The organism is Actinoplanes sp. CA-030573 (assembly GCF_050951115.1).
Lineage (GTDB): Bacteria > Actinomycetota > Actinomycetes > Mycobacteriales > Micromonosporaceae > Actinoplanes.
Genome location: NZ_CP192038.1, coordinates 883007 through 900405, shown reverse-complemented (window position 1 = coordinate 900405; position 17399 = coordinate 883007). Strand labels below are relative to the sequence as shown.

Sequence of the window (17399 nt, the reverse complement as noted above, 5' to 3'; positions counted from 1 at the left end):
CCTCCTAATAAGAGGTCGCGGCGGGGTCGGAAAGTATTGCCATCGACGGAGGGTTGTTCGTGCGCCAGCGCTTGTCGTCTGAGCCCGACCGGTATCGCGGCCGACGCCGTGTACCCACCCCTCCTCGCAGCCGTTATGCGGTCGTCACCACCGCCGCTTTCCTGGGCGCGGGAGTCGTGGCCCTCGGCGCCGGCAGCAACTTCCCGGACCACAAGGCCGTCAGCCCCGACGTGCTGCAGGGCCTCCAGGCCGCGCACGGCGCCGACGAGGCACTCGCCGCTCGCGCCGACGACAGCAAGGCCTCCCGTGGCGAGGACCGCGGCGCGGTCAGCAAGACCAAGGTCAGCGCCGACGAAGAGGCGGCCGACGTCTGGCTGCTCCCGATGGACGAGTACTCGTTCACCTCGGCGTACGGGGTCCGCTGGGGCAAGCTGCACGCCGGCATCGATCTGGCCGCGCCCGAGGGCATGCCATACAAGGCGATCCACGGGGGCGTGGTGACCCAGGCCGGCTACAACGGCGGCTACGGCAACGCGATCACCATCAAGAACGCGGACGGCACCGAGGTCATCTACGCCCACTCCCGGCGCGTGCTGGTGAAGGTGGGTCAGCAGGTCAAGGCCGGCCAGACGATCGGCGAGGTCGGCAACACGGGCGCCTCCTACGGCACCCACCTGCACCTCGAGATCCACGTCAACGGCCGGCCCACCGACCCCATCCCGTTCCTCCGCGACCGCGGCGTCGACATCAAGCTGCAGGTCGAGTCGGTGTACGCGGGCATGGCCGCCGCCGCTTCCTGATCCTTCCGCCCGGGCCGGTTGCAGTTCGGGTGCATCTCCCCTGACGCTCAGCCACTCTCCGGGTCGCGCCGACGAGACAGATGTCGGTCCGATCATCAGCCGGAGGGATTCGCCGCGTGCCGCACCGTGCCCAGCGCCCCTCCGGCGGCCGCCACCGTCACGATCACCGCTCCCGCCTTCGCCCGGCGCCGCAGCATCGCGCCCCGCGCCCCGGCCTGCTCGCGGCCCTGCCCCTCCACGGCGAGCGAGGCCGCACGGTGTTCCTGTCCGCGACGATGGGCGCCGCCCTGATCACCGGAGTCGCGGGCGGAACCGCGGCCGCCGCGACCACGAAACGCACCGCAGCGTTGCCCGCCGAGGCGAGCTTCGGCGCGACAACTTCCGACATGACGGATAAATCCGGCGGGAGGAGCGGGCTACCCGGCGAGCTGCTTCCCGGGAACGTGCGCGACAACGCGAGCCGGCAGCTCACGGGCACGGACGACGACTGGGCGCCAACCGGCGGCGTTCAGGTCCGGGCCGGGCGCACCGCAAACGGGGTGCGGAAGAAGGAACGCCCGAAAGCGAAACCCCCGACCGCCGCCGCCTGGGTCAACCCCAACCCGAGCGCGCGCGTCACCTCCTGCTTTGGGCCGCGGTGGGGGCACGTCCACGAGGGCGTGGACCTGGCCGCCCCCGACGGGACGCCGATTGTGGCCGCCGGCGCCGGCGTCGTCGTGCGCGCGGGCGTGGCGGAAGGCTACGGCAACGCGGTGCTCATCGATCACGGCGACGGCTTCCTCACCCACTACGGCCACCTCGCGGTGATCACCGTCGTCGTCGGGCAGCACGTCGCCGCCGGGCAGCAGATCGGCAACGAAGGGTCGACCGGGCACTCCACCGGGCCCCACCTGCACTTCGAGGTGCACCAGGGCTTCTACCAGAACCCGATCGAGCCCACCCGCTGGATGCACGAGCACGGCGTCGACATTCCGGGGTGCGCGGTCGGCTAGATCTTCTCGATCGGGGCGTGCCGGAGGATCAGCCACATCACCTGGTCGCCGAAGTCGACCTGGGCCCGTGCACCCGGGCCCTGGCCCTCGACCGCGGTCACCCGGCCCAGTCCGTACCGCTGGTGGTTGACCCGGTCGCCGACCGCGACCTTGGGCGTCTGGCGCAGCTCGCTGGCGGTGGCGAGCTTGCTGGCATCGATGCCGAGCCGGCTCGCCAGCTGCTGTGCTTTCGGCGTACCACCGGAGAAGCCCCCGCCGCGTGCGCGATCTCCCCCGCCGCGACCACCCACTCCGCCGCCGGTCCCCGACCATGACGTGTAGTTTCCGGCCGTGCGCTCCCAGCGGATCAGCTCGGGCGGCAGCTCGTCGGTGAACCGGGACGGCGGGTTGTACTGCGGCTGGCCCCACGCGCCGCGCGTGACCGCCCGGGAGAGGTAGAGCCGCTGACGCGCGCGGGTGATGCCCACATACGCCAAGCGGCGCTCCTCCTCGAGCTCGGTGTTGTCGCCGAGCGCGCGCATGTGCGGGAAGACGCCGTCCTCGAGGCCGGTCAGGAACACCACCGGGAACTCCAGGCCCTTGGCGGTGTGCAACGTCATCAGCGTGACCACGCCCTGGTGGTCGGGATCGTCATCGGGCAGCTGATCGGCGTCGGCCACCAGCGCCACCTGCTCCAAGAAACCGGCCAAGGTGGCCGCCTGATCGGCATCCTCCTCGGCCTGGGCCTCGACCCGTTCCGTGTACTCCCGGGCGACGCTCACCAGCTCCTGCAGGTTTTCCACCCGGCCCTGGTCCTGCGGGTCGATGCTCTCCTCCAGCTCGCTGAGCAGCCCGGACCGCTGCAGCACGGCCTCCAGGACCTCCTCCGGCGGCGCGGTACGGGCGAGCTCGCGCAAGTCGTCGAGCAGCTGCACGAAGTCGGCGATCGCGTTGGCCGAGCGGGCGGCGATGCCGGGCGCGTCCTTGGCGTGGCGCAGCGCCTGGCCGAACGACATGCGGTCGCGCGACGCCAGCGCCTCGACGCAGGCCTCGGCCCGCTCGCCGATGCCGCGCTTGGGCGTGTTGAGCACCCGGCGGATGCTGACCGTGTCGTCGTCGTTGACTATCGCGCGCAGGTAGGCGAGCGCGTCACGCACCTCCTTGCGCTCGTAGAAGCGCACCCCGCCGACCACCTTGTAGGGCAGGCCGACCCGGATGAACACCTCCTCGAACACACGGGACTGGGCGTTGGTGCGGTAGAAGACGGCCACGTCGCCGGGGCGGATGCCCTCCCGGTCGTGCAGGCGGTCGATCTCGCGGGCCACCCAGTCGGCCTCGGCGTGCTCGGTGTCGGCCACGTAGCCGACGATCTGCTCGCCGGGGCCCTGGTCGCTCCACAGCCGCTTGGGCTTGCGCGACGGGTTCCGCTCGATCACCGCGTTGGCGGCGGAGAGGATCGTCTGGGTGGATCGGTAGTTCTGTTCCAAGAGGATCGTGCGCGCGTCGGGGTAGTCGCGCTCGAACTCGAGGATGTTGCGGATCGTGGCGCCGCGGAACGCGTAGATCGACTGGTCGGCGTCGCCCACCACGCACAGCTCGGCCGGCGGCACCTCGCCGTCGCCGTCGGTGCCCACCAGCTCCTTGACCAGCATGTACTGCGCGTGGTTGGTGTCCTGGTACTCGTCGACGAGCACGTGCCGGAACCGGCGGCGGTAGGCCTCGGCCACGTGCGGATGCGACTGGAACAGATGCACCGTGGCCATGATGATGTCGTCGAAGTCGAGGGCGTGCGCCTCCCGCAGGCGGCGCTGATACATCTCGTACGCCTCGGCCAGCGCTCTTTCGTTCGGCCCCTTGGCGTTGCCTTTGAAGTCCTCCGGCTCGATCAGCTCGTTCTTCAGGTTCGACACCTGGGCCGCCAGGCCGCGCGCGGTGTAGCGCTTCGGGTCGAGGTCGAGCTCGCGGATCACCAGCTGCATGAGCCGGCGCGAGTCGTCGGCGTCGTAGATCGAGAACGAGCTCTTGAGGCCCGCGTGGTCGTGCTCGGCCCGCAGGATGCGCACGCACGCCGAGTGGAACGTCGACACCCACATGAGCCGGGCGCGGTTGCCGACCAGCGCGGCGACCCGCTCCTTCATCTCGCCGGCGGCCTTGTTGGTGAACGTGATCGCGATGATCTGGCCGGGATGCACGTTGCGCTCGGCCAGCAGGTAGGCGATGCGGTGGGTCAGCACCCGGGTCTTGCCCGAGCCGGCGCCGGCCACGATCAGCAGCGGCGACCCGGCGTGGGTCACGGCGTCGCGCTGGGGGCCGTTCAGTCCGGTGAGCAGCGACTCCGGGTCGAGCCGTCGTTTCTTCGGCGCCTCCCGCACGGCGGAGGGCGCTTCGCCCTCGCGCACCGCGGGCATGGCGAAGGGCAGGCTGGGCTGGGGTTCAGAGGAAGCTCGCATCGCGGTGGCAAGTCTAGGCCCACCCCCCGACAAGAACTCCCGCTCGGGCGAGGGGGTGCGCCCGGGGCCGGCCGTTTGCTTCAATCAGCCGCACAGCTTCCATAAGGCTGCGGAGGCGCGGGTGCGGGGCTTCAGCGGGGCGCGGCACGTCGGTGGCGCCATCCTGGCCGTGGTCCTGGCCGTCTCGATCTCGATCGTGGTCGCCGATCCGGATGATCCGGCGCGGGTGGTGCCGGCGGGCGCAGCCACCGCGCCCCCGAAGCCGAAGGACCCCGTGCGGCAACTGCTGAGCGGGCAGGCGAAGGCGCTCGACCGGGGCGATCTCGCCGGGTGGCTCGCGCCGGTCGACCCCACCCTGCGCGAGAAATACCAAAACCTCTTCCGTACGCTGCGCGCGCTCCGGGCCACTGTGGACTTCCGGGTGACCAGGGGCCAGGTCGAGCTCGCCTACTGCTTCGACCGGCCGCGGTGCCCGGCGGACAGCCCGCGGATCGCCCAGCGCCCGACGGTCGAGCAACGCGGCCGGACCGCGGTCGTCACCGGCCTGACCCGGGTCGCCGGGTCGCCGCCGACGCCGTGGGAGCAGGGCGATCTCGTCTTCGCCCAGGGCCGGCGGGTCACCGTCGGCGCGCCCCGGGCCCTGCGCGGCCGGCTGAAGGAGGTCGTCGCGGTCGCCGATCAGGCCGCCGCCGTCGACGACCGGTTCGCCGCCTTCGCCGACAACCGGCAGCCGCGCTACCGGATCTTCCTCGCCACCAAGCAGACCTGGCGGATCTGGTACGGCGGGAAGGCCACCGAGTGGGCGGTCGGCTACATGCAGCCGCTCGGTCCGGCCGGGGCCGACGTGGTGATCAACCCGGCCCGCCTGACGACCCGGAGCGCGCTGCGCGAGGTCATCCAGCACGAGCTCGGTCACGTCGCCACGATCAGCGGCGTCACCACCCGGCACGAGGACATGTGGCTGGTCGAGGGGGTCGCCGAGTACATCGGGATGCAGCCGCGGACGGCGCCGGAGACGTACAGCCGGAACGCCCTGCGCCGGACCACCCGGATCGCCGCCGCGCCGTTGCCCGACGGCGCCGGCGAGAAGGACGTGGCCGCCTTCTACGCCGAGGGGCACTTCGCCGTATCGTGCCTGGTCAACCGCTATGGTGAGGCAAGAGCGATGGAGTTCGTACGCCTCCGGCTGCGCCGCGGGAACTCGCTGGAGAACGCCTCGAGGAGCGTCTTCGGACGGCCGTTCGCCGACGTCGACCGGTCCTGTGCCGGCTGGATCAGCAATCTAGTTGTCACCCGGAGGTAGTAGCGCTCACCAGCGTCGATAGACGAGGCTGTCGACGTTGATCGAACCAAACCCGATCGGGAGAACCATACCCATGGACATCCGTCGAGTGCTGCGACACCTGGCCGCACCCGCCCTTGCCCTGGCCGTCGTGACCACCCTTCCGTTGGCCCGGCAATCCACCACCGCGGCGGCGGCCCCGCCGGCCGAGTTCAAGCCGGTGAGCGTCTCCTTCGGAGGGGCACACAACGCCACCGTCGAAGGCCAGTTCCTCAGCTACAACGACTTCCACGGCGCCATCGACCCGCCCAGCGGCAGCGGCGCCGTCGTGAACGCCTCCGGCACGAGCACCCCGGCCGGCGGCGTCGAATACCTCGCGACCTACCTGAAGAGGCTGCGGGCCGAGGCCGAGGCCGAGGGCCGGTCGACGCTCACCGTCGGCGCCGGCGACCTGGTCGGCGCGACCCCGCTGGTCAGCGCGGCCTTCCACGACGAGCCGACGATCGAGCTGATGAACCAGGTCGGCCTGCAGGTCAGCTCCGTGGGCAACCACGAGTTCGACGAGGGCGTCGACGAGCTCATCCGGCTCCAGCGCGGCGGCTGCCACCCGGTCGACGGCTGCCAGGACGGCGACCCGTTCGGCGGTGCCAGGTTCACCTACCTGGCCGCCAACACGATCAACAACAAGACCGGCCTGCCGATCCTCCCGCCGATCTCGATCAAGCTGGTGGGCGGCGTCCCGGTCGGCTTCATCGGCATGACCCTCGAGGGCACGGCCGGCATCGTCAACCCGGCCGGCATCAAGAACGTGCACTTCACCGACGAGGTCGAGACCGCCAACAAGTGGAGCAACCTGCTCAAGCTGTTCGGCGTGAAGGCCCAGGTGCTGCTGGTGCACGAGGGCGGCGCCCAGGGCTCGGCCACGCCGCCGCCGGGCGTTTCCGACTGCACCAACTTCTCGGGACCGATCGTCGACATCGTCAAGGGCCTCAACCCCGAGATGGGGCTGGTCGTCTCCGGCCACACCCACCGCTTCTACACCTGCACGCTGCCCAACAAGGCCGGCACCTCGGTCGTCACCAGCGCCGGCACCAACGGTCAGCTCATCACCGACACCGACTACGCGCTGGACACGCGGACCGGCAGGTTCGCCGGGATCACCGCGAAGAACGTGATCGTGGAGAACGGCGTCCCGGACGGCGCCGGCGGCTGGAAGAAGGACGCGTCCGGTGTCTACCTGAAGAACCCGGAGACGGTCGACGCGGGCGCCAAGAAGATCGCCGACAAGTACCGGACGGCGGTCGCCCCGATCGCCAACAAGGTCGTCGGCAAGATCACGAAGGACATCACCCGTACGCCCACCCCGGCCGGCGAGTCGGCGCTGGGTGACGTGATCGCCGACGCCCAGCTCGCCCGCACCACCGGCGCCGGCGCCCAGCTCGCGCTGATGAACCCGGGCGGCATCCGCGCCGACTTCGACGCCGAGGCGTCGGCGGGCGGCGAGGCGGTCGGCGAGGTCACGTACGGCGAGGCGTTCACCGTCCAGCCGTTCAACAACCTGGTGGTCACCCAGACGCTGACCGGCGCTCAGATCAAGGACGCCCTGGAGCAGCAGTTCGCGGGCTACAAGGGACAGACGACGAACAAGATCCTGCAGGTCTCGGCCGGCCTCACCTACACGTGGAGCGCGTCGGCCCCGCTCGGTTCGAAGATCACCAACCTGGCCCTGAACGGCACGGCCATCGACCCGGCGGCCAACTACCAGGTCACGACCAACGACTTCCTCGCCAACGGCGGCGACGGCTTCTCGGTCCTGACCGGCGGCACGGGCCGCGTCACGGCTCCCGGCTTCGACGTCGACGCCCTGGTCGCGTACCTCGGCGCCGGCGCTCCGGTCGCGCCCGGCCCGGCCGACCGGATCAGCATCGTCGCCTGACGAGGTCGATCATCGAGGCCCGCCGGATCCTCCGGCGGGCCTCATCCGTTCCAGGCCGTCGAGCATCTGCCGCAGGCCGAACTCGAGCAGAATGTCCAGGTTGAACTCGTGCTGGCCGGCCACGAACCGCGCCATCATCGGCAGCTTCCCGCTCGCCAGCACCGTCGCGAACCGCTCCTGCTGGGAGGCGAACCAGTCCTGCTCGGTCATGCCGGTCTCCTGCACGGCCTGCGCCTCCGCCTCCAGGTTCACGGCGGTGCCGCGCACGTAGTTGGCGATCATCACGGCCGCCCGGAACTGCAGCGCCGGGTCGAAGCCGTGCTCGGCGAGCACCGCCATCGTCCACTCGGTGTGCGCCATCGCGTTCGGCGCGAGCAGCGGCCGGGTGAACGAGACCGCCTGCGCCAGCCACGTATGCCGCCGGTACATCGACCATTGCAGCCGGGCCAGCGCCTCGACGCAGGCCCGCCAGCCGTCCCGCGCCACCGTCATCCGGGGCGGCGGGTTCGTGCCCATCACCTCGTCCATCATCAGCAGGAGCAGCTCATCCTTGTCCGCGACGTAGCGGTAGACCGACATCGTCGGGATGCCGAGCGCCCCGGCCAGCCGCCGCATCGAGAGCCCGGTCAGCCCCTCGGCGTCGGCGATCGCGATCGCGGCGCGCACCACCCGGTCGCGGTCCGGCCCGATGCTGCCCACCGCCTGCGTGACCACGGTGCCGAGTCCGGGCCGGGCCTGCACCAGTCCCTGCTCGCGGAGCGTGTTGATGACCTTCGTGGCGGTCGCCATCGCCACGTCGTACCGCGCCATGATCTGCCGGGTCGACATCACCTTGGAGCCGGGCGGCAACTCACCCGAGGCGATCCGCGCGGCGATCTCGGCGGCAATCTTCCGGTACGCCGGAAGCTCCATCGTGGCCTCCTAGTGCACTAGTGCACCGGACCGTAGTGCACTACTCGGATAGGGGTGCTAGCACCATTTCTCGCATGCTAGTGCATCCGTACGGTGTACCACATGACCTCCGAAGCGGTGCGACTCGAATCGATCTACAAGACCTACGACAACGCGGTGACGGCCCTCGACGGGGTCACCGCCTCCTTCCCGGCCGGTAGCTTCACGGCGGTGATGGGACCGTCCGGCTCGGGCAAGAGCACGCTGCTGCAGTGCGCGGCCGGCCTCGACGCGCCGACCGCGGGCCAGGTGTTCATCGACGGCGAGGAGCTGAGCGCCGCCGACGACACGGCGATGACCAAGTTCCGCCGGCGGCGGGTCGGCTTCGTCTTCCAGGACTACAACCTGCTGCCGTCGCTGACCGTCGAGCAGAACGTGATGCTCCCCCTGCGGCTCGATGGCAGTCGGCTACCCAAGCCTGGACTATCAGTCGGCGGAGCTCGGCGGGCCGACCGCCGCCGCAGCCGGTCCGTCCTCGAGCGACTCGGCCTCGGCGACCGGCTCGGCGAGTTGCCCGAGCGGCTCTCCGGCGGCCAGCGCCAGCGGGTGGCGGTGGCCCGGGCGCTGGTCAGCGACCCGGCGGTGGTCTTCGCCGACGAGCCGACCGGCGCCCTCGACATGCGCAGCGCCCGCGAGGTGCTCGCGCTGCTGCGCACGGTGGTGCACGAGTACGGGCGCACGGTCGTCATGGTCACTCACGATCCGGTCGCCGCGGCGTACGCGGACTCGGTGCTTTTCCTGGCCGACGGCCGCTTGGCCGGCTCGCTCAGCGCACCCACCGCCGACGCGGTGGCCGACCGGCTCGCCCACCTGGGCGACGCCCGCGGGATCGGAGCGGCGGCATGATCTCCGTCGCGCTGCGCAACCTGCGGCACCGCCCCGGCGGCTTCGTAGCCACCTTCCTCACCGCATTCCTGGGCGCCGCCCTCCTGATGGCGTTCGCCTCCTTGCTCGACACCGCCAACGCCGCCTCCCTGCCCAGCGCCGCCTCCCTGCCCGGCAGCGCCTCCCTGCCCAGCGCCGCCTCCCTCCCCAGCGCCGCCTCCCTGCCCGACGCTGCGGCGTCCAGTGCGGATTCGCTGAGCACGACGGCGGCGGTCGGGGGTGGCTGGTGCCTGATCATCGTCGCCTTCGCGGTGACCTCGACGCTGAGCCTGGCCATCCGCCAGCGCGCCGACCAGGTGGCGCTGCTACGCCGCATCGGCGCCACCCGAGGCCAGCTCCGGCGCATGATCCTCGGCGAGGCGGCGGCGGTAGCGCTCCTCGCCGCGACCGCCGCGATCCCGCTCGGCCTGGCGCTCGGCCGCCTGCTGCTCTCCCTCCTGCGCGACACCGGCCAGGCCGCACCCTCGACCTCGTTCGTCTTCGGCCCGACCGCGTTCGGCGTGGGCTTCGGCGTAACCCTGCTCGGCTCCCTGATAGCCGGCGTCGCCACGGCCCGGCGCACGGTCTTCGCCTCGCCTTCCGCCTCCTCGCCTCCCGTGTCGTCGGGTGCTCGCTCGCGGCCTCTCTTCCGGCGGATCGCGGCCGCCTTCTTCCTCGCCGTCGGCGCGAACTGCGCGGTGCTGACCGCGACGCTCATGGACGGCAAGGGCATCGACGCGATGCAGACCGGCGGCCAGGCCGGGATCTGGGCCTCGGTCGGCCTCGCCCTGCTGGCCCCCGAGCTGTTGCGCCTGGTCACCCTCCTTCTCGGCGGCGTCGTGCGCCTCGTCGGGGGCGCCCCCGGCGAGTTGGCCGTGCTGGCGGTGCGGGGGCGGCAGCTCGGCAGCGCGGTCATGCCGGTGCTGTTCTTCACCGGCATCGCGACCGGCACGGTCTACATGCAGGGCATCGAGAACCGCGCCGCGATCGGCTCGGTGGAGCCGTCGTACGCGCAGGACGTCAAGACCTTGAACTACGTAGTGGTCGGCATGCTCACGCTGTTCGTGGCCATCATGCTGGTCAACACCCTGATCGCCGGCACCGTGCGCCGCCGCCGCGAGTTCGCCCAGCAGCGCCTGGCCGGCGCGACCCGGGGTCAGCTGCTCGCGATGGTGGGTCTCGAAGGTCTGCTCGTCACGATCACCGGGGTGCTGGGCGGCTCGATCGCGTCGCTGTTCACGATCCTGCCGTTCGCTTCGGCCCGCGCCGACCGCCTGTGGCCGGACGCGACGCCGCTGCCTTATCTGGCGATCGTGGCGGTCGCCGCCACGTTGACCGGCGCCGCGATGATCGGCGCGACCCGCCGCGTGGTCCGCGGTCCCGCCACCGCCGGCGTCGGGCTTCCGGCCTGACTCCGCGGCGCGGCCAAGGTCAGGCCAGGCGCGCCACCGTCGGGCCAGGCGGGCCAGGCGGGCCAGGCGGGCCAGGCGGGCCAGGCGGCCAGGCGGCCAGGCGGCCAGGCGGGCGAGGCGGCCAGGGGGACCGAGGTCGGGCCAAGCGCGCCACGGCGTGGCGGCCGGTCTCGGCGGCGTCCCACGGATCGGGCGGTTTCCTTGCGAGCTGGTTCGGCACGGGGGCATACTCGGCAGCGTGATTCAGCAGGCGCGATTTTTTTACTACGGTTCCGGGAGTCCGGCGACCGTAGGCCGCGTCTGAACGACAGACCTACATCAAGCCCCGGGCTTCCCAGCCCGGGGCTTGATGCTGCCCGGGCCGGGTCGACCGGGGCGCCAGCACCCGAGGAGCACGAAATGACGGCCGACGTGGCAGACCAGACGACCGGCGCGGGCGAGCCGCTCGCCGCCGACGAGATCCGCGCCATGCGGGAGCGCATCGACGAGATCGACCAGGCCATCATCGACCTATGGCTGGAGCGGGCCCGCCTCTCCCAGTCGGTGGGCAAGACCCGGATGGCCAGCGGCGGGACCCGCCTGGTCCTCTCCCGCGAGCGCGAGATCGTGGACCGCTTCCGCGCCGCCCTGGGCCCCGACGGCACCCAGATCGCCCTGATGATCCTCCGCGCCGGCCGCGGCCCCCTCTGACCGCTGCCGGGTGAGCGCGACAAAAGCGCTCGCCAGGCACCCATGCTGCATGGTCGCGCAAGTGCCGCCCGTCGAGGTGGGCGGGCACAATCCGGTTCGCGGCGCCGCAGCCGTGGGGGAAATTTCAGCATTTGCCGGTTCGGGAGGAGCGTCCAGCCCGATCTTGTGGAATTCGTGTTCTGAGCGCGCACGTTTTCATCAAGATCTGGGGCGGGAGGCGCGTCCAGCCCAGCGCGGCCGGCGCGGCGCGGGCCCCTCAGTAGCGGTGGATCACGTCACGGATCTCGGCGTAATGGCACGCGCTCGGGTGCGGCGACCGCTGCCGGATCTGCAGCAACGGCTCCTGGTCGGCGCAGTGCGGCTGGGCCTTCCAGCACCGCGTGCGGAAGCGGCACCCCGACGGCGGGTTCGCCGGCGACGGCACGTCGCCCTCCAGCACGATGTGGTCGCGGCGACCGCGCAGGCGCGGGTCGGGGACCGGTACGGCCGAGAGAAGGGCCTGCGTGTACGGGTGCGTCGGCTGCTCGTAGATCGCCATGTGGTAGCCGGTCTCGACGACCTTGCCCAGGTACATCACCGCGACCCGGTCGGAGATGTGGCGTACCACCGAAAGGTCGTGCGCGATGAAGACGTAGGACAGGCCCAGCTCACGTTGCAGGCGCTCGAGCAGGTTGATCACCTGGGCCTGGATCGAGACGTCGAGGGCCGACACCGGCTCGTCGCACACGATGATCTCGGGCCGCAGGGCCAGGGCCCGGGCGATGCCGATGCGCTGACGCTGGCCGCCGGAGAACTGGTGCGGGTAGCGGTTGATGTGGTCGGGGTTGAGGCCGACCAGGTCGAGCAGCTCCTGGACCGCGCGGGCCCGGCCGGCACGCGGGACGGCCTCGGGGTGGATCTCGAAGGGCTCGCCGATGATGTCGCCGACCGTCATGCGCGGGTTGAGCGACGTGTACGGGTCCTGGAGCACCATCTGGATGTTGCGACGCGCCCGCCGCAGCGCCTGGCCGGAGAGCCGCGCCATGTTGTCGCCGCGCACCACGACCTCGCCCGACGTCGGCTTCTCCAGGCCGACCAGCAGCTTGGCCAGCGTCGACTTGCCACAACCGGACTCGCCCACGATGCCGAGCGTCTCGCCCCGGCGCAGCTGGATGTCGACGCCGTCGACCGCCCGGACGGCGCCCACCTTCGACTTGAACACGATCCCCTGGGTGATCGGGAAGTGCTTGACCAGGTTGCGGGTCTCCAGCACCAGGTCGGACACGTCAGACACCGAGGACCTCCCGGATGAAGTGGCAGCGCGAGATGCGGTGCGGCGCGATCTGATACGGCGGCGGCTCCTCCTGGCGGCAGATCTGGCGCGCGTACCCGCACCGGGGATGGAACGCGCATCCCCGCGGGATGTCGGTGAGCGCCGGCGGCAGGCCGCGGATCACGTTGAGCTGCTGACCCTTGAGATCCAGGCGGGGAATCGATTCCAGGAGCGCTTTCGTGTACGGGTGGGCAGGTCGCGCATAGATGTCGTATACCGGTGCTTCCTCCACCACCTTTCCGGCGTACATGACCGAGATCCGGTCGGCGACGTCGGCCACCACGCCCATGTCGTGCGTGATCAGGATCAGTCCCATGTTGCGCTGGTGCTGCAGCTCGGCGAGCAGTCCCATGATCTGCGCCTGGACGGTGACGTCGAGGGCCGTGGTCGGCTCGTCGGCGATCAGCACCTCGGGGTCGAGGGCGAGCGCCATGGCGATCATGACGCGCTGCCGCATGCCGCCGGAGAACTGATGCGGGTAGTCGTTGATCCGATCGCGCGCGGCCGGGATGCGTACCTGGTCGAGCAGCTCGATCGCCCGCCGCTTGGCATCCGAGCGGGACATGCCGCGCTGCTTGCGGAAGAGCTCGCTCAGCTGGAAGCCGACGGTGTAGACCGGGTTCAGCGCCGACAGCGCGTCCTGGAAGATCATGGCGATCCGGTTGGCGCGGACCTTGCGGCGGTCGTTCTCGGACAGGCGCAGCAGGTCGACGCCGCGATACAAGACCTGACCCCGGGTGACGTACGCGGGCGGCGTGTCGAGGATGCCCATGATCGCCTGGGCCGTGACCGACTTGCCGCAGCCCGACTCGCCGAGCAGCGCCAGGGTCTCCCCGGCCGCCAGCCGGAAACCGGCGCCGTTGACCGCCTTGGCCACGCCGTCCCGGGTGCGGAACTCCACGTGCAGATCGTCGACGGCCAGCAGCGGCGCTCGCGGGTCGAGGCCGGGCAGCGCGTCCATCTGCGCCTTGATGTCGGTCACGAAGTCACGGCTCTTTCGCGCTCGAAGAAGATGTCAGTCACCGAGGTCACCGCAGCTTCGGGTCGAAGGCGTCGCGGACCGCGTCGCCGAGCATGATGAAGGCCAGCACCGTGGCGGCCAGGAACACGGACGGCCAGATCAGCGGGGCGGCGGCCACCCGGACGTACCCGGTCGCCTCGGCGATGGAGATTCCCCAGCTCACCGCGTCGCCCTTGAGGCCGATGCCGAGGAACGACAGCGTCGCCTCGCTCGCGATGTTGATGCCGAGCAGGATCGTCAGCACCACCACGTAGGACGCCATCGAGTTCGGCAGGATGTGCCGGAACAGCAGCCGGGACGGGCTCGCGCCGAGCATCCGGGCCGCGGCCACGTAGTCCTGGTTCTTCGAGGCGATCACCGCCGAGCGCATGACCCGGGCCGCCGTCGTCCAGCCGAGCACGCCGAGGGTGACCGTCACGGCCAGCACGCCGTTGCTCTGCGGGTCGTGCGACAGCCGCTTGGCCAGCACGATCGCGCCGAGCAGGAACGGGATGCCGAGCATGATGTCGACGAACCGGGACAGGACCGCGTCGAGCCAGCCGCCGAAGAAGCCGGCCGCCAGCCCGAAGGTCAGCCCGATCACGCCGGCGATCAGCGTCGAGAAGACCCCCACGACGATCGAGTAGCGCGCGCCGTGGACGGTCTTCGCGTACACGTCGCAGCCCTGGAAGTCGTATCCGAAGATCGCGGCGCCGCTCGGTCCCTTGTGCTGCCGGGAGAGCACGCACTCGTGCGGGTCGGCCGAGGTGAACAGCTGAGGGAACGCGGCCATCAGCAGGACCACCGCGATGATCACCAGCGCGATCCAGAAGATCTTGCGGCGGCGCAGGTCGTGCCAGGCGTCGGCGGCCAGGCTGCGGGACTTGCTGACGCCGTCGCCGGACGGGCCGGGCAGGACCGGCGACTCCGCGGTCAGGGCGTTCATGTCACTCATAGCGGATCCTCGGGTCGAGGGCGGCGTAGAGCAGGTCGACGATCAGGTTCACGATCAGGAAGACGATCACCAGAACGCTGACGAAGCCGACCACGAGCGGGCCGTCTTCCGTACGGATGCCGCGGAAGAGGTTGAAGCCGACGCCGGGGATGTTGAACACCTTCTCGGTGACGATCGCCCCCGACATCAGGCCGCCGATGTCGACCCCGATCAGGGTGATCACCGGGATGAGCGAGTTGCGCAGGACATGCACGCCGATCACCCGCTTCCGGGTGAGGCCCTTGGCCCGGGCGGTACGCACGTAGTCGGCGCGCAGGTTCTCGGCCACCGACGCCCGGGTCACCCGCAGCTCGGTGGCGACGACCAGGCTGGCGAGCACGGCCGCCGGTAACAGCAGCTCGTACAGCGACGCGTCCTTGCCGGCCGTCGCCGGGAACCAGCCGAGCTTGATGCCGAAGATCAGCTGGGCCAGCGGCGCCAGCACGACGATCGGCAGGGCCAGCACGATCAGCGTGACGAAGAGCGTCGCGTTGTCGAAGATGCTGCCGCGCCGGATGCCGGAGATCACGCCGGCCACGATCGCGATGGTGGCCGCGATGATGATCGCCATGATCGAGAGCTTCAGCGTCACCGGCCACGCGTCGGCGAGCATGTCGGCGACCCGGCGGTTGGTGAGCGACGTGCCGAAGTCCCCGGTGAGCAGGCCCTTCACGTAGTACCAGTACTGCGTGAAGAAGCTGTCGTCCAGGTGGTACTTGGCGGTGAGCGCGGTGCGCTGGCTGTCGGTGAGGGGGCGCTCGCCGACGAGCGCCTGCAACGGATCGTCCTGAACGGCGAACATCAGGGCGTAGACGATGAACGTCGCCCCGAAGAAGGTCAGGACCATCTGCAGCAGGCGCCGCACGATGTAGCGGAACATTCAGTTGCCTTCGGCGGTGAAGAAATGCGGTGGCGCCACGGTGTCAGACGGACCGTGACGCCACCAGGGTTCGAGCGGCGAAATTACTCGGCCACTTCGATCTTGTAGATGTCCACCTTCTGGAAGAGGTCCATGGTCACGTTGGTGACCTTCTCCGAGTGGCCGAAGACGTTCTGGCCGAAGCGCAGCGGAATCACCGGCATGTCCTGCGCGAGGATGTCCTCGGCGTCCTGCCACTTCTTCACGGCCGCGGCCGGGGTCGCCGCCTCCGAGCCCTCGCGGACCAGGCTGTCGAACGCCGTGTTGCTGTAGCCGTAGTAGTTCGACGAGCCGTCGGTCGAGTAGAGCGGACCGAGGTAGTCCTCCATCAGCGGGTAGTCCATGACCCAGCCGAGCCGGATCAGGCCCACCTGCTGGTGCCGCTCGACCTTCTTCAGCAGGTCGGCCAGCTTGGGCTCGCCCAGTCCGACGCAGTTGACGCCCAGCGCGGCCTTGATCTGGTTGCACATCGCGTCGATCCAGGCCTTGTGGCCGCCGTCCTGGTTGTACGAGATCTTGATCTCGGCCGGGCCGCCCGCCGCCGTGTACAGCTGCTTGGCCTTGGTCGGGTTGTACTCGCAGTTCTCGGCGCAGGTGTTGGCCCGGTAACCGGCGACGACCGGGGAGACGAACGCCTTCGCGGGAGTCTCCGAGCCCAGGAAGATCTGGGAGGTCAGCTCCTCGCGGTTGATCGCCATCGAGATCGCCCGGCGCACGTCCTTGTTCTGGTATTCCTTCTCGTAGATCGGGAACCCGAGGAACTGGAAGGCCGAGCTCGGCGTCTTCTGCAGGCGGTCGCCGAGGTCGCCGGAGGCCGACGCGAGGCTCTCGATCGGCACCTTGGTCTGGACGTCGAGGTTGCCCGCGACCAGGTCGGCGTACTGCGCGCCGAGGTCCTGGTAGATCTTCCAGGTGATGCCGTCGACCTTGGGAACCGTGCCCTTGAAGTCGGCGACCTTCTCGACCTGGATCTGGGAGTCGTGCTGCCACTTCCCCTTGATCTTGAAGGGGCCGTTGCCGATCGGGGCGTCGCCGAAGCCCTCGGCGAGCACGCCGTCGCGGGCGAAGGCGGCCTTGGGCAGCGGGTAGAACGAGTCGTAGCCCATCACCGACTCCCACCCCGCGAAGCCCTGGGTGAGCGTGACCCGGAAGGTCGTGTCGTTGATCTTCTTGAGGCCGGTCAGCTTGGTCGCCTTGGGGGCCGCCGCCTTCTCGGGGCCGGCGCCGTCGGGGTCGACCGACTGCATCTGCGCGTAGCCGTCGATCCGGCTGAAGTAGTACGAACCCAGCTGAGCGTTCGGCCCGTACGCGCCGTAGTTCCACGCGTTGATGTAGTTGTCGGCTGTGACCGGCTCGCCGTTGCTGAAGGTGAACCCGGGCCGGAGCTTGATGGTCCAGACCTTGTTGGCCTTGTCATGCGAGATCGACTCGGCCGCCACGGTGTAGGGCTCGCTCTTCTCGTCGAAGCGGACGAGCGGGTAGAAGAGCGACGACAGCACCTGCGAGCCGTTGTTTTCCGTGGTGTTGGACGGAATCAGGCTCTCCGGCTCGACGATGCCGATGCTGATGGTGTTCGGCAGGGTCTCGGTGTCGTCCGAGGAGCCGCTGGAGCAACCGGCCGCCAACAAGGCGATGGCGGCCGCTCCGGCCGCCACCTTCCATGGGCCATTCCCACGCATGTGGAGGATGCCTCCTTCAGGGCGCTCACGGGGGTCTGTGAGTCGCCAGCAACTGTGACACAGCGAAACCGGGGCCTGGAGCCCCGTTACCAAGCCGATACTAGCCACAGGCCGTTCGGGCAGCTTTGGACTGTGCCTT

Annotated in this window: 15 protein-coding genes; 7 read left to right on the top strand and 8 right to left on the bottom strand. The window is 70.2% G+C overall.

All coding sequences use genetic code 11. The features are described 5' to 3' along the window. Positions 1-59: 59 nt before the first annotated feature. Positions 60-800, top strand: a complete 741-nt coding sequence (locus ACQP2F_RS04275; RefSeq protein WP_433300794.1) for a M23 family metallopeptidase — start codon at positions 60-62, stop codon at positions 798-800. A gap of 95 nt (positions 801-895) precedes the next feature. Here the strand turns inward: ACQP2F_RS04275 and ACQP2F_RS04270 are convergent, their stop codons facing one another. Further along, positions 896-1039 carry a hypothetical protein gene (locus ACQP2F_RS04270; RefSeq protein WP_433300792.1) on the bottom strand — a complete coding sequence of 48 codons (144 nt, stop codon included), beginning with the start codon at positions 1037-1039 and terminating at the stop codon, positions 896-898. Between the two features lie 18 nt (positions 1040-1057). Between ACQP2F_RS04270 and ACQP2F_RS04265 the strand changes: the two genes are divergently transcribed. Continuing rightward, the gene (locus tag ACQP2F_RS04265) at positions 1058-1792 is read left to right on the top strand and encodes a M23 family metallopeptidase (RefSeq protein ID WP_433300790.1); all 735 of its coding nucleotides are present in this window, start codon (positions 1058-1060) and stop codon (positions 1790-1792) included. Here the strand turns inward: ACQP2F_RS04265 and pcrA are convergent. Then, positions 1789-4179 (bottom strand): DNA helicase PcrA, encoded by a 2391-nt coding sequence (gene pcrA / locus ACQP2F_RS04260; protein WP_433307342.1) that lies wholly within the window; start codon positions 4177-4179, stop codon positions 1789-1791. The two genes, ACQP2F_RS04265 and pcrA, sit on opposite strands and share 4 nt — an antisense overlap. 163 nt (positions 4180-4342) lie before the next feature. Between pcrA and ACQP2F_RS04255 the strand changes: the two genes are divergently transcribed. Beyond that, a complete protein-coding gene (locus ACQP2F_RS04255) occupies positions 4343-5524 on the top strand; it encodes a hypothetical protein (protein WP_433300788.1) in 1182 nt (393 codons plus the stop codon). Between the two features lie 73 nt (positions 5525-5597). Next, positions 5598-7439, top strand: a complete 1842-nt coding sequence (locus ACQP2F_RS04250; protein ID WP_433300786.1) for a bifunctional metallophosphatase/5'-nucleotidase — start codon at positions 5598-5600, stop codon at positions 7437-7439. A gap of 9 nt (positions 7440-7448) precedes the next feature. Here ACQP2F_RS04250 and ACQP2F_RS04245 read toward each other — a convergent pair whose 3' ends face one another. Beyond that, positions 7449-8351, bottom strand: a complete 903-nt coding sequence (locus ACQP2F_RS04245; RefSeq protein WP_433300784.1) for a TetR/AcrR family transcriptional regulator C-terminal domain-containing protein — start codon at positions 8349-8351, stop codon at positions 7449-7451. Positions 8352-8453: 102 nt separating this feature from the next. Here ACQP2F_RS04245 and ACQP2F_RS04240 point away from each other — a divergent pair, with 102 nt between their 5' ends. From ACQP2F_RS04240 to ACQP2F_RS04230, 3 genes are all read left to right on the top strand, one after another. After that, the gene (locus tag ACQP2F_RS04240) at positions 8454-9236 is read left to right on the top strand and encodes an ABC transporter ATP-binding protein (RefSeq protein WP_433300782.1); all 783 of its coding nucleotides are present in this window, start codon (positions 8454-8456) and stop codon (positions 9234-9236) included. After that, positions 9233-10666: an FtsX-like permease family protein gene (locus ACQP2F_RS04235; RefSeq protein ID WP_433300780.1), complete on the top strand. Its 1434-nt coding sequence runs from the start codon at positions 9233-9235 to the stop codon at positions 10664-10666. Before ACQP2F_RS04240 ends, ACQP2F_RS04235 begins: the two co-directional genes overlap by 4 nt. A 399-nt stretch (positions 10667-11065) precedes the next feature. Further along, positions 11066-11356, top strand: a complete 291-nt coding sequence (locus ACQP2F_RS04230) for a chorismate mutase (RefSeq protein WP_433300778.1) — start codon at positions 11066-11068, stop codon at positions 11354-11356. Positions 11357-11612: 256 nt separating this feature from the next. Here ACQP2F_RS04230 and ACQP2F_RS04225 read toward each other — a convergent pair whose 3' ends face one another. From ACQP2F_RS04225 to ACQP2F_RS04205, 5 genes are all read right to left on the bottom strand, one after another. Continuing rightward, positions 11613-12620: an ABC transporter ATP-binding protein gene (locus ACQP2F_RS04225; protein ID WP_433307340.1), complete on the bottom strand. Its 1008-nt coding sequence runs from the start codon at positions 12618-12620 to the stop codon at positions 11613-11615. 1 nt (position 12621) lies between these two features. Further along, entirely contained in the window at positions 12622-13629 is a 1008-nt protein-coding gene (locus tag ACQP2F_RS04220; protein ID WP_433307338.1) for an ABC transporter ATP-binding protein, read from the bottom strand. Positions 13630-13696: 67 nt separating this feature from the next. After that, the gene (locus tag ACQP2F_RS04215) at positions 13697-14623 is read right to left on the bottom strand and encodes an ABC transporter permease (RefSeq protein ID WP_433300776.1); all 927 of its coding nucleotides are present in this window, start codon (positions 14621-14623) and stop codon (positions 13697-13699) included. After that, complete coding sequence (locus ACQP2F_RS04210) at positions 14616-15542, bottom strand: ABC transporter permease (RefSeq protein ID WP_433300774.1); 927 nt, start codon at positions 15540-15542, stop codon at positions 14616-14618. The genes ACQP2F_RS04215 and ACQP2F_RS04210 overlap by 8 nt, the downstream gene beginning before the upstream one ends. 83 nt (positions 15543-15625) lie before the next feature. After that, a complete protein-coding gene (locus tag ACQP2F_RS04205) occupies positions 15626-17260 on the bottom strand; it encodes a peptide ABC transporter substrate-binding protein (RefSeq protein WP_433300772.1) in 1635 nt (544 codons plus the stop codon). Positions 17261-17399: the final 139 nt, after the last annotated feature.